A 25,027-nucleotide genomic window follows, 5' to 3' on the forward strand; every position below is an offset into this window, starting at 1 on the left:
CGCCATTCAGATAGCTACAAACTGCTTCTAATCGCAATTCATTGGAGTAGACGTGATTCCTACCAGTATCCAGAAAGGCAAGTTCTCCATGCTCTCGGTATCTGTGCACCCACTCTCGAACGACAGATTCATTTACCCCCAACTGCCTAGCCGCTTCACTCTGACTGATTCTGTTTTCACAGCATCGCCTTGCATATTCGATTTTGGTCTCATTAGATATCTTCCTATTTTTTCTACCCATTTTAAAACTCCCTTCATGATTAACAGCGATTTTGTTTTTCACTGTCTCTCATAAAGGGAGCATATCAGATTACGCCGGGGGCTTTTTCTCTGTGTGACCATCGGTCGGAACTGTGCTCTTGACGGAGGCGGCCTGTATACATATGATAATAGAATGTATCTGCATGGCGTAGAGCGGCAGGATGAAGAAAGGAAATACAACGTGATCTATCTGGACAACGGAGCAACAACGAAACTGAGTGAACGGGCACTGGACGCCATGATGCCGTATCTGACAGAGGAGTACGGCAATTCCTACGGTGTGTACGGCATGGGCAGGAACGCCATGCAGGCAGTGGAAAAGGCCCGCAGTCAGGTCGCCCGGCTGATCAACGTTCATCCCAGAGAAATCTACTTCACTTCCGGCGGAACCGAGTCGGACAACTGGGCGGTGCGCCTGGCGGCGCTGACATCCACTGGGAATTCTGAAAAGGGCCACCTGATTGCTTCCGCCGTGGAGCATCCCGCCGTGCTGCGATCCCTGGAGGCCATGGAGGAGCAGGGATGGCAGGTCACTCGGATCCTGCCAGACGAAAACGGACGGATTGATCCGTCCGCAGTGAAGGAAGCTGTCCGTCCCGACACGAAGCTGATCACGGTGATGACGGCCAACAACGAGATCGGCACGTTGGAACCCGTCCGGGAGATCGGGGAAATCGCCCGGGAAGCGGGGATTCTGTTTCACAGCGACGCCGTACAGGCCGTGGGCCATATTCCGCTGGACGGGCGGGAGCTGGGCGTGGATCTGCTCTCCGCCAGCAGCCATAAGTTCGGCGGGCCGAAGGGGGTCGGCTTCCTCTACGTCCGTCAGGGTACGAAGCTGATGCCGTTTATGACCGGGGGCGGACAGGAGCGGCAGATGCGGGCCGGCACCCACAATGTGCCGGGCATCGTCGGAATGGGAGAGGCCGCTGCCCAGTGTATGGAAGAAATGGAGCACCGCATTGTGCGGGAAACCGGGCTCCGGGACCGGTTCATCCGTGCCGTGACGGAGAACATCCCGGGTGTCCGCCTCAACGGGCCGGAGAAGGACCGGCTTCCGGGGAACGTGAATTTCACTGTAGACGGTGTGAACAGTGAGGCGCTCCTCTTCCGGCTGGACCGGCAGGGGGTCTGCGCTTCTGCAGGTTCCGCCTGCTCGGCAGGGGCCATGGAGCCTTCCCATGTGCTGACCGCCATCGGGAGGACGCGGAAGGAGGCTTTCTCCAGCGTCCGGTTCACTTTGTCCTGGCGCAATACCCGGGAGGAAATGGACCGGGCGGTTCAGATCCTTCGGGAGGCTGTGGAAGAAATCCGCAGGGCGGATGAGGCGTTCGGGACGTTCGGAAGAAAGGATTGACAGAAATGACGAAGAAGGCGTTGGTTGCCATGAGCGGCGGTGTGGACAGCAGCGTGGCGGCGTATCTGACGAAGGAAGCTGGATTTGAAACCACCGGCATCACCATGAGATTATATGACAACGAGACGGCGGGATGCTGCAGCTCGAAAACCTGCTGCAGTCTGTCGGATGTGGAGGATGCCCGCAGCGTGGCTTTTGTACTGGGCATCCCGTTCTATGTGCTGAATTTCACGGAAGAGTTCGGCCGAGAAGTGATCGACCGGTTCATCCGGGCCTATGAGGAAGGCAGGACACCGAACCCGTGCATTGACTGCAACCGGTACATTAAGTTCCGGCGTCTGTTTCAGCGGGGCCGGGAAATGGGCCAGGATTATATCGTCACCGGCCATTATGCCCGGGTGGAACAGGACCGGGGGAGCGGCCGCTGGCTGCTGAAACGTTCGGCGGATCCGAAAAAGGACCAGACCTACGTTCTGTACTCTCTGACCCAGGATCAGCTGGCCCATGTCATGTTCCCGCTGGAGGGGATGTCGAAATCCGAGACCCGCCGCATTGCGGAGGAGCAGGGGTTCCTCAATGCCAGAAAGCATGACAGTCAGGACATTTGTTTCGCGCCGGACGGGGACTACGCCGGGTTCATCAGCCGGTATACCGGGAAGGACTATCCGGACGGGGACTTCGTGGACCGGTCGGGCCGTGTGCTGGGCAGGCACAAAGGGATCATTCACTACACGGTCGGACAGCGGAAAGGGCTGGGGCTGGCACTGCCTCATCCGATGTATGTCTGCCGGAAGGATGTGGAGAAGAACCAGGTGGTGCTGGGGGAAAATGAGGACCTCTTCACCACCACCTTCGAAATCGAAGGCTGCAACTGGATGCCTTTCGACCGTCTGACCGGAGATCTGGCCGTGGAGGCGAAGGTCCGGTACAGTCAGAAGGCCAGTCCGGCCACGGTGATTCCGCTGGGAGAAGACCGGGCGAGAGTGGTTTTCCGGCAGCCGGAGCGGGCCATCACCTGCGGGCAGGCGGCCGTATTCTACGACGGAGATACGGTGATCGGCGGCGGAACAATCACGAAAAATCAACTATAAGTTTTCGCCCTGCCATGGTATAATGTGTGGAACCGGTATACTGGTTCCCGGGGGAGAAAATCCTTAATCATGAGGAATATAATTGTATCATCTTCGGATGTGAAAGGAGCAAGCCATGAAGGTAGCAATCAACGGTTTTGGACGTATCGGAAGACTTTCGTTCCGGCAGCTTTACGAGAGGAAGGATGTAGAAGTTGTTGCGATCAACGACCTGACAAGCACGGAAATGCTGGCGTATCTGCTGAAGCATGACAGCGTACAGGGCCATTTCGCTCCGGAGGTCACATTCGATGAATCATATATCTATGTAGGGGAGAAGAAAATCCGGATTTACAAGGAGCCGGATCCTCACAATCTGCCGTGGGGGGATCTGGGAATTGATGTGGTGCTGGAATGCACCGGATTCTTCACCAGCAAGGCGAAGTCCCAGGCCCATCTGGATGCGGGTGCGAAGAAAGTTCTGATTTCCGCACCGGCAGGGAACGACCTTCCGACCATCGTATACAACGTCAACCACGAGACACTGACGCCGGAAGACCGCATCGTTTCCGGTGCCAGCTGCACCACCAACTGCCTGGCGCCGATGGCGAAGGCCCTGAACAATTACAGAGAACTGCGCACCGGCTTCATGACCACCATCCATGCGTATACCGGCGATCAGATGATTCTGGACGGACCGCACAAGAAAGGAGATTTCCGCAGAGCCCGGGCAGCGGCCATGAATATCGTTCCGGCGAAGACCGGTGCGGCACAGGCCATCGGACTGGTGATCCCGGAGCTGGCAGGAAAGATGATCGGTTCCGCCCAGCGTGTACCGGTTGCTTCCGGTTCCATCACGATTCTGGACGCCACGCTGAAGGATGATACCGAAACTGTAACCGTGGAAGGGCTGAATGCGGCCATGAAGGCGGCGTCCAACGAATCCTTCGGTTATTCCGAGGAGGAACTGGTTTCCAGCGACATCATCGGCATGCACTACGGTTCCCTGTTCGATGCGACCCAGACACTGGCGCAGCGCTGCGGAACGAAGATCTACGAAGTGCGTGTGGTCTCCTGGTATGACAACGAAATGAGTTACGTCAGCCAGCTGGTCAGAACCCTGATGTACATGGGAACGTTGCAGTAGGGAAGAGACGAGATGCGAAGGCGGGGATGTGGAGACACATCCCTGTTTTTTTGGTGCGCCGGGACGCCTCCCCGAAGCAGTGCGGGTGCCCGGGTGCACCTGCCTGCCGCCCGCCGCTGCCCTCGTCTCCCGCCGTTTGCCTGCCGAACCCGCCTGTGATATAATTTCATGACGGGCCGGAGGCCCGAAATTGCAGAGGCACAGTACGCCGGCAGCGGCCGGCGAAAGGTAAAGAATTATGGAGATACTGAAAACGATCTTTGGGGGAATCGGCGGTCTCATCGGGAATCTGTTCACCGGCGCATCCGGGGCTGCACAGGCTGTGAAGAGCGGTCCGCTGCTGTTTACGGCGGCGGTGCGGTGGGTTTTCATTCTTCTGGCGGTATTCATTCTTCTGCGGACGATCATTGCGCTGCTGAAGAGTAAGAGTCCGTCGGAAGTCTGGGCCTATCTTCATCTGGAGAACGGGCGGAACATCCCGGTGACCCACTGGGAGAATGCGGTGGGACGGGCGAAGAGCTGTGATATCCGCATCCCGGATATGCGGGTGTCCCGGAGTCACGGGACGCTGGTCCGGGATGACAGCGGCAACTGGTCCTATATGGATCTGGGGTCCCGGAACGGTGCGGTGATCAACGGGAAGCCGGCACCGGCCAATGTGCAGGTGCCGATTCATGCGGGGGATGAGCTTCTGCTGGGCGGAACGATCTGCACCCTGTTCCCGGTGAGTATTGAAGAGCATATGAAGAATGTCCGCACCCGTGTGGCGGATACCCGGATTCTGAAACCCTGGCTGTCTCTGATCGCCATCACGGTCTTTCAGATTCTTACAGTGATGCAGCTTCATATTGCGCTGGGCCCGAAATACAGTCCGGGCATTACGGTTTCTTTTCTGGGCCTTGCCGCAGTCATGTGGGCCTATGTCATCGCACTTCGTTCCATGAAGCGAAAGGGATTCGAAATCGAGATCATCGCGTTTTTCCTGTCCTCCATCAGTCTGGCTGTGGTGGCTACGGTGGAGCCGGCGGGAACCTTCAAGCAGTTTGTGGCTGTGGCGATGGGTGTGGTTCTGTTTTTCCTCATGTGTTCTGTTCTTAGGAATCTGGAGCGGACTGTGGCGCTGAAATATGCGGCCTACGGGATGGCGGCAGTGCTGCTGGTGATTAATATGGTGTTTGCGACAGCGAAATTCGGTGCGACGAACTGGATTCAGATCGGCGGGCTGTCCCTGCAGCCTTCGGAAATTGTGAAGCTGGCCTTTGTCTGGGTGGGAGCAGCCACCATGGACGAGCTGTTCCAGCGCCGGAATTCCATGGTGTTCACCGGATTTGCGATTTTCTGTTTCCTGTGTCTGGCGAAGATGAGAGACTTTGGCACAGCGGTGATTTTCTTCGCGACATTCCTGGTGATTTCTTTCCTGCGAAGCGGGGACTTCACGAAGCTGATTCTGATTGTGGGTGTGGCATTCGTGGGCGGCCTGCTGGTGCTGCGGTTCAGGAGTTATGTGGCCCAGCGGTTCGCCGTATGGGGTCATGTCTGGCAGGATGCGGATGCCAGGGGGTATCAGCAGACCCGCACCATGTCCGCTGCGGCCAGCGGCGGCCTTGTGGGGGTGGGCCCCGGCAACGGCTGGCTGAAGCATGTGGGAGCGGCGCGAACCGACCTGGTCTTCGGACTGGTGTCCGAAGAATGGGGAATGATCATTGCGATTCTGCTGGTTCTGTCGATCATCACCCTGTCGATTTTTGCCTACCGGTCCATCATGGCCGGGCGGTCCACCTATTACACCATTGCCGCCTGCGCCGCCACCACGATCTTCCTGTTCCAGACCATTCTGAATGTATTCGGGTCGGTGGATCTGCTGCCGCTGACCGGCGTGACCTTCCCGTTTGTATCCGGCGGAGGTACCTCGATGCTGGCGTCCTGGGGTCTTCTGGCGTTTGTGAAGGCGGCGGACACCAGGCAGAATGCCAGTTTTGCCGTGACCCTGAAGGACCGGGGGCTGGACGGAAGAGGAGGCGATGAATAATGCGGAAACTGGAAAAGCGCGCGATACTCTGTCTGCTGATGGCTCTGGTTCTGGCGCTGGGAATGTGCCTGTTCGTGTTCCGCTTCGTACGGGACGGGGATAAGTGGGCGACCTTCCACGCCAATGAACATATTTACAAAAACGGCTATCTCTCCATCGGCACGATTTATGACCGGAACGGGATGCGTCTCGCAGCTAACGGCCTGGGATCGGGTGGAAGACCCCGCTATGCGGGAAACGCCGGGATCCGGAGAGCCACGGCCCATGCGGTGGGGGATGTGCAGGGCAATGTCTCCACTTCGGCGGAGGCAGTGTTCAAGAAACAGGTCGTGGGATATAATCCGCTGACCGGCACCTACAGCGTCACCGGACGGGGCAATGATGTGAAGCTCAGCATCAGTGCGAAGGCGTGCCGCACGGCCTATAATGCGTTGGGAAATCACAACGGGCTGGTGGGCGTGTATAACTACCACACCGGTGAAATTCTGTGCATGGTGAGCAAGCCGACCTTCGATCCGGCGTCCCCGCCGAACCCGAATTCGGCGGCTTCCGGCACGTTTATGAACAAGTTCCTGTCCGGACGGATGGCGCCGGGTTCCATTTTCAAACTGGTGACTTCCGCAGCCGCCATTGACACCCTGCCGGACCTGGATCGGTTTCAGTATTACTGCACCGGCAGCCGGGTGATCAACGGGGAGAAGATCAATTGTACGGCGGCCCACGGACAGGAAGATTTCGCCGGTGCGCTGGCGAATTCCTGCAACTGTGCATTTTCGGTGCTGGCGGACCGGATCGGGGCGAAAACCATGGCCCGCTATGCGAAGAAGTGCGGGCTGACCACTTCCTACGACATCAGCGGTGTCCGGAATGCGCCGGGGGTTTTCGAGTTCCCGTCGAATTCCACCTTTAATCTGGGATGGGCCGGCATCGGACAGTGGAAGGATCAGCTGAATCCGTGCTCCATGATGGTTTACATGGGAGGTATCGCCTCCGGAGGCACATCGGTGGTGCCGAAACTGGTCCATCACACGGTGGCTTCCGTGGATCACACCGACCGGATGCTCAGCACCTCCACTGCGAACCGGCTGAAAAGAATGATGAAGAACAATGTGCGGAAGACCTACGGCACCCGGAATTTCCCGGGGCTGGACATCTATGCGAAATCCGGTACGGCGGAGGTGGCGAACCAGCGTCCGAATGCATGGTTCTCCGGGTTTATCGCGGACACAGGCCACCCATATGCGTTCATCGTCTGTGTGGAGAACAGCGGAACAGGGGCGAATTATGCGGCACCAGTGGCAAACAAGGTGCTGCAGGAACTGGTAAATGAATAATACAGGAAATGAAGGAGAATACCATTGAAACCACATTATGCGTCGGAACTGAAGACGAATGAGGAAGTCCTGGATTTCTATATGGCGAAGACTGCCAGTATCCGGGTCGGATCGAACGGAAAACAGTATTTCGATATCACGCTGGGAGACCGGACCGGTGAAGTGTCCGGCAAGAAGTGGGATGTGCAGCCCACGGATGTCAGCAAGCTGGAACAGATCCGGGAGGGGGATATCGTCCGGGTCAAGGGAACGGTCACGGAGTGGCAGGGTGCCAAACAGATCCGGATCATGAGGATCCGGAAGGCGGTGCCCAGTGATGCCATCGATATTGCGGAATACGTGAAGGCGGCACCGGAGAATTCGGCAGAAATGTACGAATATATTTATGCGGTGGCGGATGAAATGAACGATCCGGATCTCCGGAAGCTCTGTACCCGGGTGCTGTCCGATAACCGGGAACGGCTTCTGTATTATCCCGCTGCCTCCCGGAATCATCACGCTATGTACGGCGGCCTGCTGTATCATACGAAGTGTATGCTGATGAACGGCCTGGGGGTCTGCCGGGTTTATCCGTATCTGAACCGTGACCTGCTGGCAGCGGGGGTCATCCTCCACGATATCATGAAAATGGAGGAGATTCTATCCAATGAATACGGCGTGTCTCCGGGTTATTCCATGGAGGGACAGTTCCTGGGACATCTGGTTATGGGTGTGAAATATGTTGACCGTCTGACGGAAGAGATGCAGTTTCCCCGGGAGAAAGCGCTGATGCTGGAGCAGATGATTCTGTCCCACCATTATGAGCCGGAATTCGGCAGTCCGGTCCGGCCGCTGTTCCCGGAAGGAGAGGTGCTGCACTATCTGGACATTCTGGATGCCCGCCTGATGGATATGCAGAATGCCCTGGCGACCGTAGAGCCGGGACATTTCTCGGAGCGGATCTGGACACTGGATAACCGCCGGGTTTATCAGAGAACTTCACCGGCGCTGGACGGCACCGGCCGGCCGGAAGAGAAGGAAGAGGACGAAGAGTAACGATACGGGAAATCGTGTATGGAAGAGAAGAAGGGTGTTATAACAGAAATCATATTCCACAATCAGGAGAACGGATACACCATTGCGGAGATGGAAACGGAGAACGAACTTCTGACAGTGGTAGGGGAACTGCCTTCCGCGGAAGTGGGGGGCAGTTTCTGCCTGCGGGGGGATATGACCTCACACCCGAAATACGGGGAGCAGTTCGCTTTCAAAGAGGCGGAGATGATCTTTCCCACCACGAAGGGCGGTATTCAGGCTTTCCTGTCTTCCGGCATTGTGAAGGGAGTCGGACAAAAAACAGCGGCGCAGCTCGTTCAGCATTTCGGAGAAGAAACCCTGGAGATCATCGGCGATCACCCGGAACGGCTGACTGAAGTTTCCGGGATCGGGAAGAAAACGGCGGAGAAGATTGCGGATTCCTATGCCCAGCACCGGGCGTTCGCAGAAGTGTCCATGTTCTTCCAGACCTTCGGCATTTCGGCGGTGCAGTGTATGCAGCTGTACCGGGCCTACGGCCGGGAGGCGGTCCGGCTGATCCGGGAGAATCCCTACCGGCTGACGGAGGAAGTCCGGGGCATCGGCTTCCGGAAGGCGGACAGCATCGCCATGAAAATGGGGATTGAAGCGGACAGTCCGGACCGGATTGAGAGCGGGATCCGTTACACACTCCGGGTTTATGCGGATGACGGAAGTACCTGTGTGCCCCGGGAGGAGCTGCTGGAACATACCGCCGGCCTGCTGGATCTGACCCGGGAAGAGATCAATGACCAGCTGATCCGCATGGCCTTCGCCGCATCGGTTCGTATCGAGCGGATCTGCGGTACAGAGATGGTTTACCTGTACCGGTACTATGAACTGGAGACCAGGACGGCGAAAAACCTTGCGGGGATCGCTGCGGCAGAGCAAAAAACGCTGGCGGCAGACGTGGAAGGGAGCATCCGGGCGGTGGAACGCCGGTCCGGTATCACTTTGTCCCCGGAGCAGCGGGATGCCGCCGTGCAGTCGGTCTCCGAAGGGATCACGGTGATCACCGGCGGCCCGGGTACCGGTAAGACAACCATCATACATGCAATCCTGGAGGTGTTCCGGGAAAGCGGGTTCCGGGTGGCGCTGGCAGCACCCACGGGGCGGGCGGCCAAACGGATCACGGAGACGTCCCACCAGCCGGCCACCACGGTGCACCGGCTCCTGGAGTATGCCTCGGATGACGCCACCGGAGAGATGGTGTTCGGCCGGACCGCCGAAAATCCGCTGAAGAAGGATGTGGTGATTGTGGACGAGGCTTCCATGCTGGATCTTCCCCTGATGGCGGCACTGACCAGTGCCATTGTGCCGGGCACCCGTCTGATTCTGGTGGGGGATGTGGATCAGCTGCCTTCCGTGGGGGCGGGGAATGTGCTCCGCGACATCATTGAAAGCGGCATAGTGAAGGTGGCCAGGCTGACGGAGATTTTCCGTCAGGCACAGGAGAGTATGATCGTCATGAATGCCCACCGCATCAATCAGGGCGAATACCCGGATGTGAACGGAAAGGGAACAGATTTCTTTCTGATGCAGCGGGGAAATGAAAACGAGATCCGGGATCTGGTGGTGGAACTGGCCACCAGGCGGCTGGGGGCATACTATCATCTGGATCCTCTCCGGGATATTCAGGTGCTGACACCGGTGCACAAGGGGAATGTGGGAACGCTGGTTCTGAACCAGGCTCTGCAGGAGGCCTTTAATCCCCCGAGGCCGGGGATTCCGGAGAAGAAATACGGTGACCGGCTGTTCCGGCAGGGGGACAAGGTCATGCAGATCCGGAACAACTATCAGATCGAGTGGAAGCGGACGGGGGAAGAGGAAACCCATACCGGCGTGTACAACGGAGACATGGGATACATCACATCCGTGAACAACGAGGACGGCATTGTCACCGTCATGTTCGATGACGAGCGCTATGTCAATTATGACAACAAGATGCTGGACGAGCTGGAACTGGCTTACGCCATTACGGTGCACAAGTCCCAGGGAAGTGAGTTCCCGGTGGTCATTCTGCCGGTGAGCTGGTTTCCGCCCATGCTGGCCACCCGGAACCTGCTGTACACTGCCATCACCCGGGGAAAAAAAGCCGTTGTCATTGTGGGACCGAGAAACCGGATGGATGCCATGGTGGACAACGACCGGATCCGTCTCCGCTACTCCGGCCTGGGGGAGCGGCTGGGAAAACTGGCGGAATACACCGGGGCGGTATAGCCGGCGGGGCGGGCCGCCGCAGAAAACAGAAAAAAAGCGGGGGCTTCGGCTTCGAAACGATTTTTCATCGTTCGTGCCGGCAGCCCCCGCTTTGCATTTTACATGCGGCGAATCATCCGACTCGTGATATCCGATATCTTCCGGGCACCGCACATGTACATGGCGTCGGAGAGTTCCGCCCGGATCCGGTCCAGATACAGTTCGATGCCTTCCTGGCCCCCGCCGTAGTAGGCGATCAGCACCGGCCGGCAGATCAGACAGGCGTCCGCACCCATGGCCAGGGCTTTGAACACGTCGCTTCCGTAACGGATGCCGCCGTCCACCAGGATTTTCGTCTCCCCCTTCACCGCATCTACGATTTCCGGAAGGACATCCGCCGTGCCCGGGGTTTCCGGCACCACCCGGCCGCCATGGTTGGAGACGATGATGGCGTCAGCGCCGGCATCCACCGCCTTCCGGGCGCCTTCCGCCGTCATGATCCCCTTGAAAATCATCGGAACCTTCGAATATGCCTTCAGCCGGCGGAGTTCTCCGATGGTCTTCGTTCCTCCCTTTCCGTTCAGCTTCCGAAGGTGGGGGAGACCTGCACTGTCCAGAACCACGCACATGGCGGCCGGCAAATCGTTGTGGTAGAGGTCCATTAACTTTTCGATGTTCTCTGGCGTATCCGGGTTGAATACCGGGATGCCGGTATTTCCATGACGCCGGCCGGAGAGAATCGCCTCGTCCCAGATCCGCTGCTCCAGGCCGTTGCCGTAGGCGTGGAGAATTCCCCGGGTTTCACAGGCGGCCATACATTGTTCGTTGAAATCCGCCACATCGTCTGAAGGATTGAACTGCAGGCGGATGGAGCCGATCGGTGCGGTGAGCAGCGGGAAGGACAGCTTCCGTCCGAACAGTTCCACAGATGTATCGATGGGATCCGGAGAGCCGATGGTATCCATGTTCAGACGGATCTTCCGCCAGGCTGAATAATTGTCATAGGCGCCGTTTCCCGGTGCCTTGGAGCCCGGCCCCGGCATCAGATTGCCGCAGCCCAGCCCGCTGCAGACCGGACAGACCTTGCAGTTCGGGCCGATATTTTTCTTTGCATTTGTCAGTACTTCTTCGTAATTCAATGGATTTTCCTTTCTGATTGCTATTGCCCCCGGGCGATGTGCCGGCTTTTTTTGACAGTGTACATGCGGGCATCCGCCATCTGGATGCACTCTTTCAGCGTTTTGGCTTCTTCCGGCGGGCTGATGACGGATCTGCTGGGCAGCGTTGAGGAGGCGGTGTCTCCCGTTTCATGGCCGTGGTTGTCGTTGATGGATTTCATATCGTCGATATCGGCAAAAAGAAATGCGACAGGCTTTCGATCTTCCCGCAGTTTCCGGAAGAACGGGACGCTTCACGCCGTGGTCCTCGATCACGTGGCGGACCACCGCCCGCATGCCGGCGTAGTTATTGATATCCGGAAGACGGAAAAAAGCGAAGGCCGACTCGTCCAGTTCCAGGCTGCCGTACTTGCTTGGATTGTCGAACACATGTACCTCTGTATCCGGATGCTCGGTCTGAAACAGGGTGACACCGGTCAGAAAACGATTCACGATTTCATAATTCCAGTCAGACAGGAAATATGCCACATGGTATACCATCTCTCGGATCCTTCGCTTCAGTTCATCACTGCGTTGTTTCTCATCCCATTTACTATAACATTCTTTTCTGCAGCAGAAAAGAAGGGACTGCCCGGGGCGCAGTTTCGATGCGCCCCGGGCAGTCCCTAAAGTTCGGTGCAGGATTAATTCTCCATGCGGATCTGCTGTCCCTTCACCAGATCGAAGACAGTCAGTTCCGTCCCGTCCAGATCGGTGTGGTGCATATTCACACCGGTGATCTGGCTGTTTTCATAGGTGGTGTAGTAGTAGATGCCCTTGTCCATATTGCAGCAGGAACTGTAAATGGTGTATTCACACTGCTCGTTCCCGTTCTCGTCCTTTCCCAGACGGCAGCAGCCCCGCTGCTGTTCCACGGAGCCGAGAATCTTGAAAAACTGGCTGATGCTCTCCGATTCTCCGCTGCCGGACACCGAGTTCATCTTCGTGAATGCGACTTTCACGAAACGGGAGGCGGAGGAAAGATCCCCCGGAATTCCGAATCCGCCCATGCCCCGGCTGTACTGGTTCAGCTCCGCCTGAGGCATCATCCGGTTCACTCCCGGATCTCCGGACACATTCATGTAGTCCGCCAGATGGGTCATGTGATAGTCGAAGGTCGGATTGTTGGTCATCACTCCCACCGGGTTCTCATGAACCCGAAGACCGGACTTCGTCTGCTCCAGTACCACACATTCCTCCCGGTCCGCCAGCATCCAGTGCAGAGGAGAGGCCGGAAGCTCCGGACTGAAAACGATGTCGCAGATATTCATGTTTTCAATTTTCTCCCGGGCTTCCGCCACGGTCCGGCACTGTCCCAGGAGCCAGAGGATAACTTCGAAGGAAGCTACATTGTCTTTCCCGTCACAGACCGGGGCGTAGTATGCGTTGCCCGGGAAATTCAGCCCCGCCATACTGAGACCGTGCTCGTTGGTGGCATCGTAGTACAGAGGGAATCCATCCACCACGAAAGCCATGCCGATCATGGCGTAATGCTGTTTCATGTCCTCCATGACCCGCATCGGCACGGTCCGGTTACGGGGAAGAACCGTGACCTGTTCATGGTAGGAAAACTCCAGATCCAGATTCCTTCCGAAGTAGTGATCCTTCGTATGGTATGTCGCTGCTGTGCACATGACTTGCTTCCTTTCTCCGGCAGAGCCGGTGTGTGATTCAGATTCATTTTCCACTTTCCATTATATCCTGTGGAACGGGAGGTGGGTGATTTTTTTCGTCCTTCTGACAAAATCAGCCCGGCAGACGGTCAGGCTTCCTTCACGCTCCGGAGACGATCCAGTCCGTTTTCGCTGCCCACTGCCCAGATCACGTTTCCCGGCGTCAGCATGTCCGCCGGAGACGGCATCTTAATGGAATGATTTCCCCGGCGCATGCCGACGATGACGCACTCGTCGTTTTCCAGAAGACCGGAATGCTCCAGGGATTTTCCGCTGTACGGGGCTTCTTCCTTCACCAGAATGGAGCCGCAGTTGAGCCGGGTCTGGTCGTTCAGGAAACGGAGCAGCGGACGGATTTCAATATAGGAGGCAGGGCCGGCAACAGTGTACTGGAATTCTTCCAGATCCCGGAGGGTGCCCAGTATGCAGAGCTCATCGCCGCTGAGAATTGTTTCCTCCGGCCCCGGGAAGAGGGTCACATTGTCGCTGCGGGTCCGGCTGAGTACGAAGACATCGTACTTCTCCCGCCAGTCCCGGCGGCCCAGAGATCCCTGATAGGCGGCACCTTCCGGCACACGCATGGACATGACCTGGAAGTCGCCGTTCAGCCAGCTGTAGTCGTTCACTTCCGGCGTGCGGGCCAGCATATTGGCGTACAGTGTGGAGGTGCGGCGTACCCGGGCGAATTTCCGGCGTTCTCTGCCCGTGAAAGCGAACAGCCCGCCGCCGATGACCATCCATCCGGCGAAGAGGCAGGATGCCAGCGTGCCGATGAAAACCGGCTGATGGGGTATGAACAGCAGCACGAACAGTCCGGCGGTGACAATGCCGGAGAAACAGGCAGTTTTCGTTCCACCCGGAATCCGGTAAGGGCGGGGCAGATCCGGTTCGGTCTTCCGCAGACGGATCAGACAGAAGCTGGTGATCATCCAGCTCAGCACATATCCGGCGGCGGAGAAGGTGGTCAGGGAACCGATCAGGCCGCTGCCCAGGAACGGTCCGAGCACCGAGGCGGCGAGGCAGACTTTCAGGGCGTTGACCGGGGTCTTGTACACTGGATGCTGCCGGCTCAGGAAATGGGGCACGATGCTGACCCGGGCCATTGCCATCAGAATCTGGGAGGATGCCATCATGAATCCGTTCCAGGTGGTCAGCAGACCACAGACCGCTCCCACCAGAATCAGGGTATAAAGCGCCATGCCGATACCGTTTGGATACAGGTGACGGAACATCAGAGCAACGGCCGGGTTATCGTAGTGAACGAAGGTTCCCCACGGCATGGCCCCGCCCAGGGTCACCAGCAGAACAGCGTAAAACAGGCAGGAAAGAATAACGGTCATGACAACGGATTTTCCCACGGATCTTGTGCTGCCGCCGGCGCTTTCGATGCCCTGGGGGATGGTTTCGAATCCCGCCAGGAAGAACGGTGCAGAGGCCAGAATGGTCATGGCGCCGCCCAGGAAACTATGATGATATGCGTGACCGATATGCCGGTAGGCCGGCATGAAGTTGGCTGTATTCATCTTCACTGCGCCGAAAATCATGGCGAGAATCCCGGAGCCCACCAGCAGGAAGCACAGGATCTTCTGCAGGGATGCGGAAGAAGCGACTCCCTTCCGGTTGATGGCATACAGCAGGCAGGAGATGATTGTTCCCAGGATCAGGTGGCCCGGATAATTTTCGGCTCCGGCCAGGGTATAAAGCGGTGTGCCGGCCTTCAGAACCGGAAAGAGGACGCTGAGAATGTCCACCACATAGATCGCTTCCCAGGGGATAATGGTGATGAAGGCGCCCAGAGCAGCCCAGCCGGAAAGGTAGGCAGCCTTGTCACCGAAGGCCCGGAAGGCATAGGCCATACCGCCGCCGGAGACCGGCATCATGGTGCAGAGTTCGCAGTAACACAGAGAAACCGGCACCATCATGACCAGTGCCAGCAGATAGCCCACCGCCGCAGGCAGGGGTCCACCGCTGGAGGCCATCCAGTTATTGATGGAGACGGCCCAGCCGACGCCGACGATAGCGCCGAATCCGATACAGAAGAAATCCACGGCGCCCACTTGTTTTCGTTTTTCCTGTTCCATTGAAATACACACAGCTTTCCAAAATAATGTCAGATTATAGTTGCTTATTGACTCCAGTTATTATATGTCACTGCCAACGTGTATTCAACATTGTGTGGGCAGTTGTGCCCGTTGATGGGATAATCTGGGTGAAAAGCAGGCGGAATTTGTTGTATTTCACAGAAAAAGCAAAAAAAGATCTGGCAAATAAATAGCCGAAAACAAGAAAAGAGGGCTGCCTGCATTACGCTGCGGCAGGGTGAGTATACGGTCGGATGGAACGGCCGGATGACGACCCGGCTGGAGGATGACCAGGCCGGAGGATTGTATACAAACAGCGATTCAAAAACCAATGAATGGGCGTGAATAGCTGTGAATGGGCGTATTGTATGCGAATCATGATTGTATATCGATGAAAGATGCGAATCGGCCAAAAAGTCTCGTTTCGCACCTGAATCAACGGTTCGGAGGGTGCGAAAACAAAAGAAAAACCCGATTAATCTATTTCAATCCCAGCTGCCGGTGCGGAACGGATCGAAACTGGCGTTTCCGCACCCCCGGGGGTGGAATAATATACTGCCCGTCGAATAACTATCCGACCCGACTGAGAATATCCGCTCAGCGTCTCCGGCGAACGGAGCAATTGCTCCGTTGAGCGTATACTATCGGGTATTTTTGTATAATTATGCGCCCCTCAGAGAAATATCTCCGTTTATTCCATTCGAAGCTGATTCGGCCAGATGCGAAAATGGAGTTTTTCGTGAAATCGCACCCGCCCCGCCCGGCACCCGATCGCCCGTCGCCCGCCCGGCACCCACCCGGCTAACTAAGATGGTCCGAGGGGCCGCACGCTGACGTGGGCCCCTCGATGGGAAAACGTAACATTATTTCCTCCGGCGTATTTTCCGGATGCGCCGCGCCTTGGACAGGACGCTGATGTTGTGGGCGGCCTCCCGGAAGAAGCCGATGGCCCAGTAGGTGAAGACAAAAGCGGTGAGAAATCCAATCTCTATGCCGGCCACTGTCAGCGCCAGATCGGTGCCGGCGGTATATGCCTGGGATGCGCTGCCGGTGATGATTCCGTTCAGCGTGCGGTAGAGCAGGGCTCCCGGCAGCAGGGGAATGACGGCGGGAATCAGGAAAATGTTCGAAGGCGCCTTCCAGCGGCGGGCGGCGAATTCCGACCAGAAGCCGATCACCAGCGCTGCCCCGGCGTTACAGAAGAACAGTCCGCCGTTCAGATGATCGATGAGCAGGAAGACAGACCAGGCGATGATTCCGCCGGTGGCCGCCTGCAGAAGCCGCCGCCTTTCGATCCCGAAGAAGTCTGAAAAACCCAGGGTGCCCAGTGCCGCCAGCAGGATCTGCACGCTGAAATGGATGGCGTTCATCTGGATCCCCGGCACCGCATCTCGGAGATCTCCCATGAAGACCCGGGCAAAGAAAAATCCCGTGGTCATGGCGGTGGTGATCAGCAGGGCTTCGGTGAACCGGTACAGCCCGGTGATAATGTCGCTGTTCAACATGTCCTTCACAGCGTTGCAGAGAGCCAGCGTCGGAATGAAGAACATGACGCAGACGATGATGACCTTGTCCTCGTGGTGCCCCAGTCCCAGTTTCACCAGACTGAGGCCGATGAGGCCGGTGGCGAAGCAGGACAGAAGGGTATAGATAATGGTGTTGCTCTTCTGGGTCCGGAGATACTTTTCGAACAGGAAGATGATCAGTCCCATCACGGCGCCCACGCCGGCGTCCATCATATCGCCGCCGAAGAACAGGCACCAGACAAAACCGCTGAGCATATCGAAGAAGCAGCTGATCCAGTCCTTGTTCCCCGGTTTCTGGATGACCGTCAGCTGTTCCCGGAACTGATCCGCCGCCGGCTTCCATGCAGTCAGGTGCCGGGCCAGGTCGTTCAGTTTTTCCAGCCGGGCCAGATCCACGCCGTATCCGGAGATCCGTTTCGACTGGGTGGTGATTTCGCCGCTTTCCCAGGTGACCGTCGCCAGCACCATGGAGGAAATGGCGAAAATCTCTGTTTTTACCGCTCCGTAAGCGGTGAGAATCCGGGTCATGGTGTCTTCCACCCGCTGGGCTTCGGCGCCGCAGCGGATCATGAGCTGCCCCAGTTCCATGGTGCAGTCCATGATTTCATCCAGATTGTTCCGGTAGTGTATCGTCTTGCATTCTTTCGGTTTCGAACGTTCCCTGTGTCTCATTTTGTCTCCCTCCGGACCATAACTTTAGCATATCCCAGGGGTGGTTGCAATCACCCGGGAGTGCCTTGACTTCCCCTGAACGAAGGAATTAGTCTGGCTGTGAGGACAAAAATCATCGCCGGGGCCCGGCCGCCTGCCGGGAGCAATACAGAAGGGAGAAGGCTGTGCGGGGAAGAAAGATTGTGGAGGGGGCGCTGGATCTGCTGTATCCGCCCCGGATCTACTGTGATATCTGCGGCAATCTGATTGATGAGAGCAGGACATACGCACTCTGCGACCGGTGCATCTCCCGGATGAAGTGGGACCGGGATCCGGTGCAGGAACTGGGCGGGGTGAAAATGCTCCGGTGTGCAGAGTACGGGATCTATGAGCGGACCATGATATTCAATCTGAAATACCGGGGCCGGAAGTACATTGCCAGGGACATTGCGGAAATTATGCGGGACCGTCTCCGGATCACCGATGCGGTGTTCGAGGTGATTGTGCCGGTTCCCCTGAGCCCGGAGCGGCTCCGGGCTCGGGGGTTCAATCAGACTGCTTTGATCGGACGTCATCTGGCGGAGATGACGGGGACCGTACAGGTGGAGGATGCACTGGTCCGGGCCAGGAACACCCGTCCGATGCACGGGCTGTCTCCCGAAGAGCGGGAAGAGAATATCCGGGGTGCCTTCCGGGTGAATACCGGCCGGATACCGGAGCTTTCGGGGCGGCGGATTCTCATGCTTGACGACTTCGCCACCACCGGGGCCACCGCCCGGGAGATGCGGCGGGCGCTTCGGGAGGCGGAACCTGCGGAGGAGATTTTTCTGTCTTTTGCCGCCCGTTACGGGGAGGCGATTCGAAGGACCTCTGAGGATGATGCCGATTAATGATTGGAAACCGGAGGAGAATCATGATATGATGTAGGGACAGTTTCCGGGTCTGTGGTTGAAATTCCAGGCCAGGTGCGGGCGAAAGGATCCACGTAAACCGTACGCAGGGCGGCGGCGAGCATGGCGCACTTTAGATGTAAGTCCTCGGGGAAATCCCGGTCAAGGCAAGTGTGGGGGCAAAGACCAGGTCAGCCGGAAACTGTTTTTTTATTGTTCTTTTCCGCAGGACCCGCCGAGGGTACTGATTGCAACGCATGTGCCGGTATTGTAAAAAATATCAGAAATTTGCAAAGATTTTGTGCCTATGCTATAATCAGGGTACCACCAGAACATGGTGGAATTGAAAATACAGGAGGTCCGAATATGAAGATCAACATCACAGGCAGAAATTACAAGACTTACCAGAAGCTCAATGACACAATTGAGAAGAAATTCTCCCGGTTGGATAAGTACTTTGCAGATGATATTACCTGCAACGTGGTACTTTCGAAGGAGAGAGGCCTCGATAAGATCGAAGTGACCATCAATGCGAAGGGCGCACTGTTCCGGGCGGAAGAACTTGGAGAGGACATCTACGAATGTATCGACCTGACCGTAGACAAGCTCACCAACCAGATGACGAAATTCAGAGGACGGCTTCGTCACCGCTACAACGACAACAAGGCGCTGAAGTTCGAGTTCCTCCCGGATGAACCGGAAGAAGAGGAAGAAGAGACCCGGGTCGTGAGAGAGAAGAAGTTCGATCTGCGGCCGATGGACGTGGAAGAGGCAATTCTGGAGATGGAAATGCTGCAGCACGATTTCTTCGTTTTCCTGAACATGGACACGAACAGCGTGAACGTAGTATATAAACGGAAAGGAAATGACTACGGCCTGCTGGAGCCGCAGTATTAGAAGAGGCCGGCGCCAAGCCTGCCTGCCCGGGGGATGCGGATGCGCATCCCCCGTTTTTTTGTAGTAGAGCGCCGGGCGCTAACCCGCACCGAACCAATGTCCGGCCGAATCCGCATTCCCCGCCCCCGGTCGGGCAGAAAATTCACAGACGGAACCGGCGGCGTCCTTTTCTCACACACCTTGAAATAGGGGGGAATATCGAGTAAAATAAACTGATATTGTGTAGTGGGACAGAGGCACGAGAAGATATGAACGGGATTATAGATTTTTTTCGATATCTGATGGAAGGATTCGGGCTGAATGACGTGCTCGATATTCTGATCACCGCCTTCGTGGTATATAAGATTCTGGGATTTATCCGGGAAACCCGGGCACAGCAGCTGGTGAAGGGACTGTTGATTCTGGTGGTGGCGTATTTTATTTCGGATTTTCTGGATCTGGACGTCATCAACTGGCTGCTCCGCAGCGCATTTACCTTCGGCATCTTCGCCCTGGTGGTGGTGTTCCAGCCGGAGCTCCGGCGGGCCCTGGAATTTATGGGCCGGAGCAAGTTCGGCGTCGGACGGATCGGCCAGGTGGACAAGGACCGGGCCATGCATGTTGTGGATGAGATCACCAATGTGGCGGACTTTTTTTCTGAAAGCAAGACCGGTGCGCTGATCATTTTTGAGCGGGAGATCACACTGGAGGATATCAGCGAGACCGGTACTTATATCGATGCGGAGATTTCGGAGCAGCTTCTGGGGAATATTTTCTATGAAGGTGCCCCGCTGCACGATGGTGCGGTGATCATCCGGGGAGACCGGGTGTACGCTGCGGGATGTGTGCTGCCGCTGACGGAAAACAAGAATCTGAATAAATCTCTGGGAACCCGGCACCGGGCCGGCATCGGCATCAGTGAGAAATCCGATGCACTGGTGCTGATCGTCAGTGAGGAGACGGGCATCATTTCCGTTGCGGAGGACGGAAAGCTCCGCCGGTTCCTGGACAAGCGCAGTGTGGAGAAGACGCTGCTGAATCTGTATATTACGGATGAGCAGGATGCAGAGAAGAATCGCCTCGGCAGGATCGGGAGGCTGTTCAGCAGAACGAAATCCGGCACCTCCGGAAAGGAGGAGAGGGATGCTTAGCAGAAAGGGCAGAATCGTCATTTCTCTGGTGGTGGCTCTGGCGCTGTGGGCCTACGTGGTGGGTGTGAAGGACCCGGAGATGACCCGGACGTACCGGAACATCCCGATCCGATTCCTGAATGAACAGACCTTGACGAAGAACGAGCTGGCGGTGCTCTCGAAAAGCGTGACCGAGATCAATGTCACGCTGCGGGGAACCAGGAGTTCGATCCACCGGGTGAAGGAAAGTGACATCCTGGCGACGGTGAATCTCTCCGGCGCCCAGAACGGAACGAATTCACTGCGCATTGTGATGACTGTGCCGGACAATGTCCGGGTTTCTTCCCGGAGCAGCAGTACAGTGATCGTGAAAGTGGAACACCGGATCAGCCAGGAGAAGCCGGTTCGGGTCAGCTACCTGGGGGATTATAGTGACCGGGAGGAGCCGACAACCGTGAAAACGGATCCGGATACTGTGGTGGTCAGCGGTGCGGTTTCTCTGGTCACCAGTGTGGATCATGTAACTGCAGAAGTGCGGAAGCAGCAGCTGAAGGAGAAGGAAAGCGACCTGGTCTGTCCGCTGAATGCGGTGGACCGGACCGGCGCCGTGGTCAGCGGTGTGAAGCTGTCGAAGCGGAAGGCTGATATCCGGACGGTGATGTATCAGACAAAGACGGTCAGTCTGGACGTTCCTGTGATCGGTGAAAACGAAGGGGAATACCACAGAATCTACAAGGTTCCGAAGACGATCACCGTGAAGGGCGCCGCCAAGGATCTGGAGGACATTGACCACATCCGGGCGGAGAAAGTGGACCTGAGCAAATATACTTCCAACAGTATGATACAGCTCAGACCGGTTCTGCCGAAAGGTGTGCAGGTGTCGGATCAGTCCCGGACCCTGATGATGGAGATTCAGGTGGAGGAGAAGGAGGACAGCCGGACGAAAACGCTGTCCTTCCGTTCCTCAGATGTGGATCTGAGGGGGATCGGGGTGAACCTGGAGGCCTCGGTCAGTGAGCACCAGATTACGGTTGCGGTGACCGGATCGAAAGAAGATATTGAGAAGGTCGGAAAATCCGACATTTCACTGTACGCCGATCTGGACGGACTGGCGGAAGGCAGTCACACAGTGGTTCTTCATGCGGAAACTTCCGCAGAAAACTGCGATGTGAGCCCGTCGCCGGATACGGTTCGGGTCAGGGTTACCCGGAAGGAAGATTCCGGTTCGGAATCCTGATGACCGGCGGAAAGGGAGATAGAATTCAGGAGTAACAGAAGATGGAAAGCAGTGCCGGTGGAAGAATCTCTCATCGGCATTTTTTCGGGAGAGGAGTGTAAACAGAATGTGCGGCATCGTAGGATATACAGGCCATGAGAATGCGAAGAACATTGTCATCGACGGCCTGAAGAAACTGGAATACCGGGGGTACGACTCTGCAGGAATCGCACTGCTGGGGGACGGGACACTGACCGTCCGGAAGAAAGCCGGCCGGATTGCGAATCTGGAAGAAGCCATCAGCGGAGAGAAACTGTTCGGTACAACAGGCATCGGACACACCCGGTGGGCAACCCACGGTTCCCCGACGGACACGAATGCGCACCCGCATATGAGCGGGGATGGGGAGATTGCCATCGTTCATAACGGAATCATCGAAAATTATCAGGAAATCAAGGAGGAACTGATCCGGGAACACGGCATTACGTTCCAGTCTGAAACGGATTCGGAAGTGATCGCCCAGCTTCTGGGCGTGCTGTATGACGGAGATCTGGAGAAGGCGGTGGCAGAAGCCGTGAAGCGCTTCGAGGGCGCCTATACCTTCGTGGCGGTAGCGAAGAAACAGCCGGATCTGATGGTGGCTTACCGGAAAGACACGCCGCTGGTGGCAGGGCTGGGGAAGGACTGCAATTTCCTGGCTTCCGATGTGACGCCTCTTCTCCGTTATCTGGACGAGGTGTACCTCATTAACAACGGTGAGATGGTGGTCTGCACACCGGACCGCATCCGGATCTACGATGAAAACCGCAGGCTGGTGTCCAGGGACCCGCTGAAGATCACCTGGAGTGTGGAGGATGCCGAGAAGGGCGGTTATCAGCATTTCATGCTGAAGGAAATTCACGAGCAGCCGAAGGCCGTGCAGGAAACACTGAGCCGCCGGATCGACAGCAAGACCGGGGATATCCGTCTGGACGGCATCAGCCTGACCATGGAGGACCTGCAGAAGCTGACGAAGATTGTGATTGTCGCCTGCGGAACGGCCTATCACGCCGGCCTGGTGGGGAAATATCTGATCGAGAAATTCGCCCGGATTCCGGTGGAAGTCGATATTGCTTCTGAATTCCGTTACCGGGATCCGTTCGTGGATGAACACACGCTGTTCATTGCGGTGAGCCAGTCCGGCGAAACGCTGGATACCCTGATGTCCCTCCGGGAGGCGAAATCCAAGGGCGCAAGGATTCTTTCCATTGTCAACGTGGTGGGCAGTTCTGTGGCCCGTGAGTCCGACGATGTGTTCTATACCTGGGCCGGACCGGAGATCGCCGTTGCCTCCACGAAGGCGTACACTACCCAGCTGATCTGCTTCTATCTGCTGGCGCTGTATATGGGCCGGCTGAAGGGAACCGTCTCGGATGACAGCTACCGCATGATGATGAGGGAGCTGAATGCACTGCCGGAGAAGATTCAGCGGATTCTGGACCGTTCCAAGGACATTGAGAAGCTGGCGGAGCTGCTGTACAACCGCACCCAGGTCTTCTATATCGGCAGAGGACTGGATTCTGCTGTTGCCTATGAGGGGTCTCTGAAACTGAAGGAGATCTCCTACATCAATTCCTTCGCCATCGCAGCCGGAGAACTGAAGCATGGCACGATTGCGCTGATGGAGCCGGAGACGACGGTCATTGCACTGGCGACCCAGGACAGACTGTTCGACAAGATGTATTCTAATATCGAGGAAGTGAAGGCCCGTCACGCCCACATTGTCACGCTGGTGAAGGAGGGCCATGATGTGAAGGATATCAGCACAGAAGTGATCACAATTCCGAACTGCACGGATGAGGTGGCACCGGTGCTGAGCGTCGTTCCGCTGCAGCTGTTTGCATACTATGTGGCCCGGGCGAAAGGGGAGAACATCGACAAGCCGAGAAATCTGGCGAAGTCTGTCACTGTTGAATAAGATAGAGCATCTATGGGTCAGGCCGCCGGATTGTTCCGGCGGCCGATCCGGGTTATACCGAAGAATCGAGGAATGAAAGTGGAAGAAAAGAAATACGAGATCAAGGATATCGGCCTGGCCCCGTCCGGCCATGAAAAAATCGAGTGGGTCCGGCACAACATGCCGCTCCTCTCCGGACTGGAAGAAGAATTCCGGGAGACAAAACCGTTTGAAGGTGTGAAAATTTCCCTGTCCGTTCATCTGGAAGCCAAGACGGCTTACCTTTGTCTCGTGCTGGCCGCAGGCGGAGCACAGATGTATGTCACCGGCAGCAATGTCCTGTCCACACAGGATGATGTGGCGGCAGCCCTGGTGGAGGACGGCCTCTCCGTGTTTGCCCTTCATGGTGCGACGGAGGAGGAATACAGCCGGCACATTGAGATGACCCTGAGCCAGAAGCCGAACATCATTATTGATGACGGCGGCGATCTGGTGGGAATGCTGCACACGAAGCGGCCGGATCTGGCGGAGGAAGTCTGGGGCGGCTGTGAGGAGACCACCACCGGCGTGATCCGCCTTCATGCCATGGACAAGCAGGGGGTTCTCCGGTTCCCGATGGTGGCGGTGAATGATGCGAAGTGCAAGCATCTGTTCGACAACCGGTACGGCACCGGTCAGTCTGTCTGGGACAGCATCATGCGGAATACGAATCTGATTGTAGCATCAAAAACCGTTGTCGTGGTGGGCTATGGCTGGTGCAGCCGGGGTATTGCCATGCGGGCGGATGCCCTGGGAGCGAATGTCATCGTGACCGAGGTGGATCCGGTGAGGGCCATCGAGGCCAGAATGGACGGTTATCAGGTCATGACCATGAAGCAGGCGGCGCCGCAGGGAGACTTTTTTGTCACTGCCACCGGATGCAAGAAGACCATTACGGTGGAGGATATGCTGCTCATGAAGGACCGGGCGATTCTGTCCAATGCGGGCCACTTCAATTGCGAAATCGACATGGAAGGCCTGGAGAAGGCTGCCGTGGCGAAGAGGGAAACCCGCCGGAACATCATGGGGTACCAGCTGGAGAACGGGAAATGGGTCAACGTCATCGCCGAGGGACGTCTGGTGAACATTGCGGCGGCGGACGGACATCCGGCGGAAATTATGGACATGAGCTTCGCGGTTCAGGCCCTGAGTGCACTCTACGTACTTCGGCACCATGGCGAGCTGGGCAACCACGTCATTAACGTTTCCGACGAGATTGACGACTTGGTGGCCCGCAGAAAGCTGGCGGCGTGGGGTACACAGATTGACACATTGACAGACGAACAGAAGAAATATTTGGAGAGTTGGGAGTTGTGACCCGGCAATCCGCGAGCGAAGCGAAGCGGGAGCCGCTGGTCCAACCCCAGCGAGGGACGCCCGAGAGGGCGAGCCGGAGGAGAAG

Annotated in this window: 20 protein-coding genes; 13 read left to right on the top strand and 7 right to left on the bottom strand. The window is 56.9% G+C overall.

What is annotated here, in order from left to right; genetic code table 11:
* Positions 1-283, bottom strand: a 283-nt coding sequence (locus tag BLQ24_RS08655) for a transposase (RefSeq protein ID WP_176755904.1), incomplete at its 3' end; no start/stop codon positions are given.
* Positions 284-394: 111 nt separating this feature from the next.
* Here BLQ24_RS08655 and BLQ24_RS08660 point away from each other — a divergent pair.
* From BLQ24_RS08660 to recD2, 7 genes are all read left to right on the top strand, one after another.
* On the top strand, positions 395-1,618 hold the full coding sequence (locus BLQ24_RS08660) for a cysteine desulfurase family protein (RefSeq protein ID WP_090164563.1): 1,224 nt from the start codon (positions 395-397) through the stop codon (positions 1,616-1,618).
* Between the two features lie 5 nt (positions 1,619-1,623).
* A complete protein-coding gene (gene mnmA / locus BLQ24_RS08665; RefSeq protein WP_090164564.1) occupies positions 1,624-2,709 on the top strand; it encodes a tRNA 2-thiouridine(34) synthase MnmA in 1,086 nt (361 codons plus the stop codon).
* Positions 2,710-2,824: 115 nt separating this feature from the next.
* On the top strand, positions 2,825-3,835 hold the full coding sequence (gene gap, locus BLQ24_RS08670; protein WP_090164565.1) for a type I glyceraldehyde-3-phosphate dehydrogenase: 1,011 nt from the start codon (positions 2,825-2,827) through the stop codon (positions 3,833-3,835).
* Between the two features lie 238 nt (positions 3,836-4,073).
* Positions 4,074-5,864 carry an FtsW/RodA/SpoVE family cell cycle protein gene (locus BLQ24_RS08675; RefSeq protein ID WP_090164566.1) on the top strand — a complete coding sequence of 597 codons (1,791 nt, stop codon included), beginning with the start codon at positions 4,074-4,076 and terminating at the stop codon, positions 5,862-5,864.
* Entirely contained in the window at positions 5,864-7,198 is a 1,335-nt protein-coding gene (locus tag BLQ24_RS08680; RefSeq protein WP_090164567.1) for a penicillin-binding transpeptidase domain-containing protein, read from the top strand. The genes BLQ24_RS08675 and BLQ24_RS08680 overlap by 1 nt, the downstream gene beginning before the upstream one ends.
* 24 nt (positions 7,199-7,222) lie before the next feature.
* Positions 7,223-8,233: a 3'-5' exoribonuclease YhaM family protein gene (locus BLQ24_RS08685; RefSeq protein ID WP_242869627.1), complete on the top strand. Its 1,011-nt coding sequence runs from the start codon at positions 7,223-7,225 to the stop codon at positions 8,231-8,233.
* Between the two features lie 18 nt (positions 8,234-8,251).
* A complete protein-coding gene (recD2, locus tag BLQ24_RS08690) occupies positions 8,252-10,471 on the top strand; it encodes an SF1B family DNA helicase RecD2 (RefSeq protein WP_090164568.1) in 2,220 nt (739 codons plus the stop codon).
* A 98-nt stretch (positions 10,472-10,569) separates the two neighbouring features.
* Here the strand turns inward: recD2 and BLQ24_RS08695 are convergent, their stop codons facing one another.
* The 6 genes from BLQ24_RS08695 to BLQ24_RS08720 form a co-directional block, all read right to left on the bottom strand.
* Complete coding sequence (locus BLQ24_RS08695; protein ID WP_090164569.1) at positions 10,570-11,589, bottom strand: alpha-hydroxy-acid oxidizing protein; 1,020 nt, start codon at positions 11,587-11,589, stop codon at positions 10,570-10,572.
* 20 nt (positions 11,590-11,609) lie between these two features.
* On the bottom strand, positions 11,610-11,840 hold the full coding sequence (locus BLQ24_RS10530) for a diguanylate cyclase domain-containing protein (protein ID WP_090164570.1): 231 nt from the start codon (positions 11,838-11,840) through the stop codon (positions 11,610-11,612).
* Positions 11,758-12,108 carry a hypothetical protein gene (locus BLQ24_RS09995; RefSeq protein WP_143004284.1) on the bottom strand — a complete coding sequence of 117 codons (351 nt, stop codon included), beginning with the start codon at positions 12,106-12,108 and terminating at the stop codon, positions 11,758-11,760. Before BLQ24_RS09995 ends, BLQ24_RS10530 begins: the two co-directional genes overlap by 83 nt.
* Before the next feature lie 143 nt (positions 12,109-12,251).
* Positions 12,252-13,241: a choloylglycine hydrolase gene (gene bsh / locus BLQ24_RS08710; RefSeq protein ID WP_090164572.1), complete on the bottom strand. Its 990-nt coding sequence runs from the start codon at positions 13,239-13,241 to the stop codon at positions 12,252-12,254.
* Positions 13,242-13,369: 128 nt separating this feature from the next.
* Complete coding sequence (locus tag BLQ24_RS08715) at positions 13,370-15,361, bottom strand: amino acid permease (protein ID WP_090164573.1); 1,992 nt, start codon at positions 15,359-15,361, stop codon at positions 13,370-13,372.
* 863 nt (positions 15,362-16,224) lie between these two features.
* Positions 16,225-17,559 carry a threonine/serine exporter family protein gene (locus tag BLQ24_RS08720; RefSeq protein WP_090164574.1) on the bottom strand — a complete coding sequence of 445 codons (1,335 nt, stop codon included), beginning with the start codon at positions 17,557-17,559 and terminating at the stop codon, positions 16,225-16,227.
* 164 nt (positions 17,560-17,723) lie between these two features.
* Here BLQ24_RS08720 and BLQ24_RS08725 point away from each other — a divergent pair, with 164 nt between their 5' ends.
* The 6 genes from BLQ24_RS08725 (at position 17,724) to BLQ24_RS08750 (ending at position 24,942) form a co-directional block, all read left to right on the top strand.
* Positions 17,724-18,428, top strand: coding sequence for a ComF family protein (locus BLQ24_RS08725; RefSeq protein WP_090164575.1), 705 nt, complete (start codon positions 17,724-17,726; stop codon positions 18,426-18,428).
* Between the two features lie 366 nt (positions 18,429-18,794).
* Positions 18,795-19,325 carry a ribosome hibernation-promoting factor, HPF/YfiA family gene (gene hpf, locus BLQ24_RS08730; RefSeq protein WP_090164576.1) on the top strand — a complete coding sequence of 177 codons (531 nt, stop codon included), beginning with the start codon at positions 18,795-18,797 and terminating at the stop codon, positions 19,323-19,325.
* 248 nt (positions 19,326-19,573) lie between these two features.
* Positions 19,574-20,455, top strand: coding sequence for a diadenylate cyclase CdaA (cdaA, locus tag BLQ24_RS08735; RefSeq protein WP_090164577.1), 882 nt, complete (start codon positions 19,574-19,576; stop codon positions 20,453-20,455).
* Positions 20,448-21,671 carry a CdaR family protein gene (locus BLQ24_RS08740; protein ID WP_176755905.1) on the top strand — a complete coding sequence of 408 codons (1,224 nt, stop codon included), beginning with the start codon at positions 20,448-20,450 and terminating at the stop codon, positions 21,669-21,671. The genes cdaA and BLQ24_RS08740 overlap by 8 nt, the downstream gene beginning before the upstream one ends.
* Positions 21,672-21,777: 106 nt before the next feature.
* A complete protein-coding gene (glmS, locus tag BLQ24_RS08745; RefSeq protein WP_090164579.1) occupies positions 21,778-23,607 on the top strand; it encodes a glutamine--fructose-6-phosphate transaminase (isomerizing) in 1,830 nt (609 codons plus the stop codon).
* A 72-nt stretch (positions 23,608-23,679) separates the two neighbouring features.
* Entirely contained in the window at positions 23,680-24,942 is a 1,263-nt protein-coding gene (locus BLQ24_RS08750) for an adenosylhomocysteinase (protein ID WP_090164580.1), read from the top strand.
* Positions 24,943-25,027 lie beyond the last annotated feature (85 nt).

Source organism: Eubacterium pyruvativorans (assembly GCF_900102225.1).
GTDB classification, from domain to species: Bacteria; Bacillota; Clostridia; order Peptostreptococcales; family Anaerovoracaceae; genus Aminicella; species Aminicella pyruvativorans.

Excerpts from the sequence above, each read along its gene's own strand:
- BLQ24_RS08660 (WP_090164563.1), top strand. The coding sequence starts at position 395 with ATGTATCTGCATGGCGTAGAGCGGCAGGATGAAGAAAGGAAATACAAC.
- mnmA (WP_090164564.1), top strand. The coding sequence starts at position 1,624 with ATGACGAAGAAGGCGTTGGTTGCCATGAGCGGCGGTGTGGACAGCAGC.
- gap (WP_090164565.1), top strand. The coding sequence starts at position 2,825 with ATGAAGGTAGCAATCAACGGTTTTGGACGTATCGGAAGACTTTCGTTC.
- BLQ24_RS08675 (WP_090164566.1), top strand. The coding sequence starts at position 4,074 with ATGGAGATACTGAAAACGATCTTTGGGGGAATCGGCGGTCTCATCGGG.
- BLQ24_RS08680 (WP_090164567.1), top strand. The coding sequence starts at position 5,864 with ATGCGGAAACTGGAAAAGCGCGCGATACTCTGTCTGCTGATGGCTCTG.
- recD2 (WP_090164568.1), top strand. The coding sequence starts at position 8,252 with ATGGAAGAGAAGAAGGGTGTTATAACAGAAATCATATTCCACAATCAG.
- BLQ24_RS09995 (WP_143004284.1), bottom strand. The coding sequence starts at position 12,108 with ATGGTATACCATGTGGCATATTTCCTGTCTGACTGGAATTATGAAATC.
- bsh (WP_090164572.1), bottom strand. The coding sequence starts at position 13,241 with ATGTGCACAGCAGCGACATACCATACGAAGGATCACTACTTCGGAAGG.
- BLQ24_RS08715 (WP_090164573.1), bottom strand. The coding sequence starts at position 15,361 with ATGGAACAGGAAAAACGAAAACAAGTGGGCGCCGTGGATTTCTTCTGT.
- BLQ24_RS08720 (WP_090164574.1), bottom strand. The coding sequence starts at position 17,559 with ATGAGACACAGGGAACGTTCGAAACCGAAAGAATGCAAGACGATACAC.
- hpf (WP_090164576.1), top strand. The coding sequence starts at position 18,795 with ATGAAGATCAACATCACAGGCAGAAATTACAAGACTTACCAGAAGCTC.
- cdaA (WP_090164577.1), top strand. The coding sequence starts at position 19,574 with ATGAACGGGATTATAGATTTTTTTCGATATCTGATGGAAGGATTCGGG.
- BLQ24_RS08740 (WP_176755905.1), top strand. The coding sequence starts at position 20,448 with ATGCTTAGCAGAAAGGGCAGAATCGTCATTTCTCTGGTGGTGGCTCTG.
- glmS (WP_090164579.1), top strand. The coding sequence starts at position 21,778 with ATGTGCGGCATCGTAGGATATACAGGCCATGAGAATGCGAAGAACATT.
- BLQ24_RS08750 (WP_090164580.1), top strand. The coding sequence starts at position 23,680 with ATGAAAGTGGAAGAAAAGAAATACGAGATCAAGGATATCGGCCTGGCC.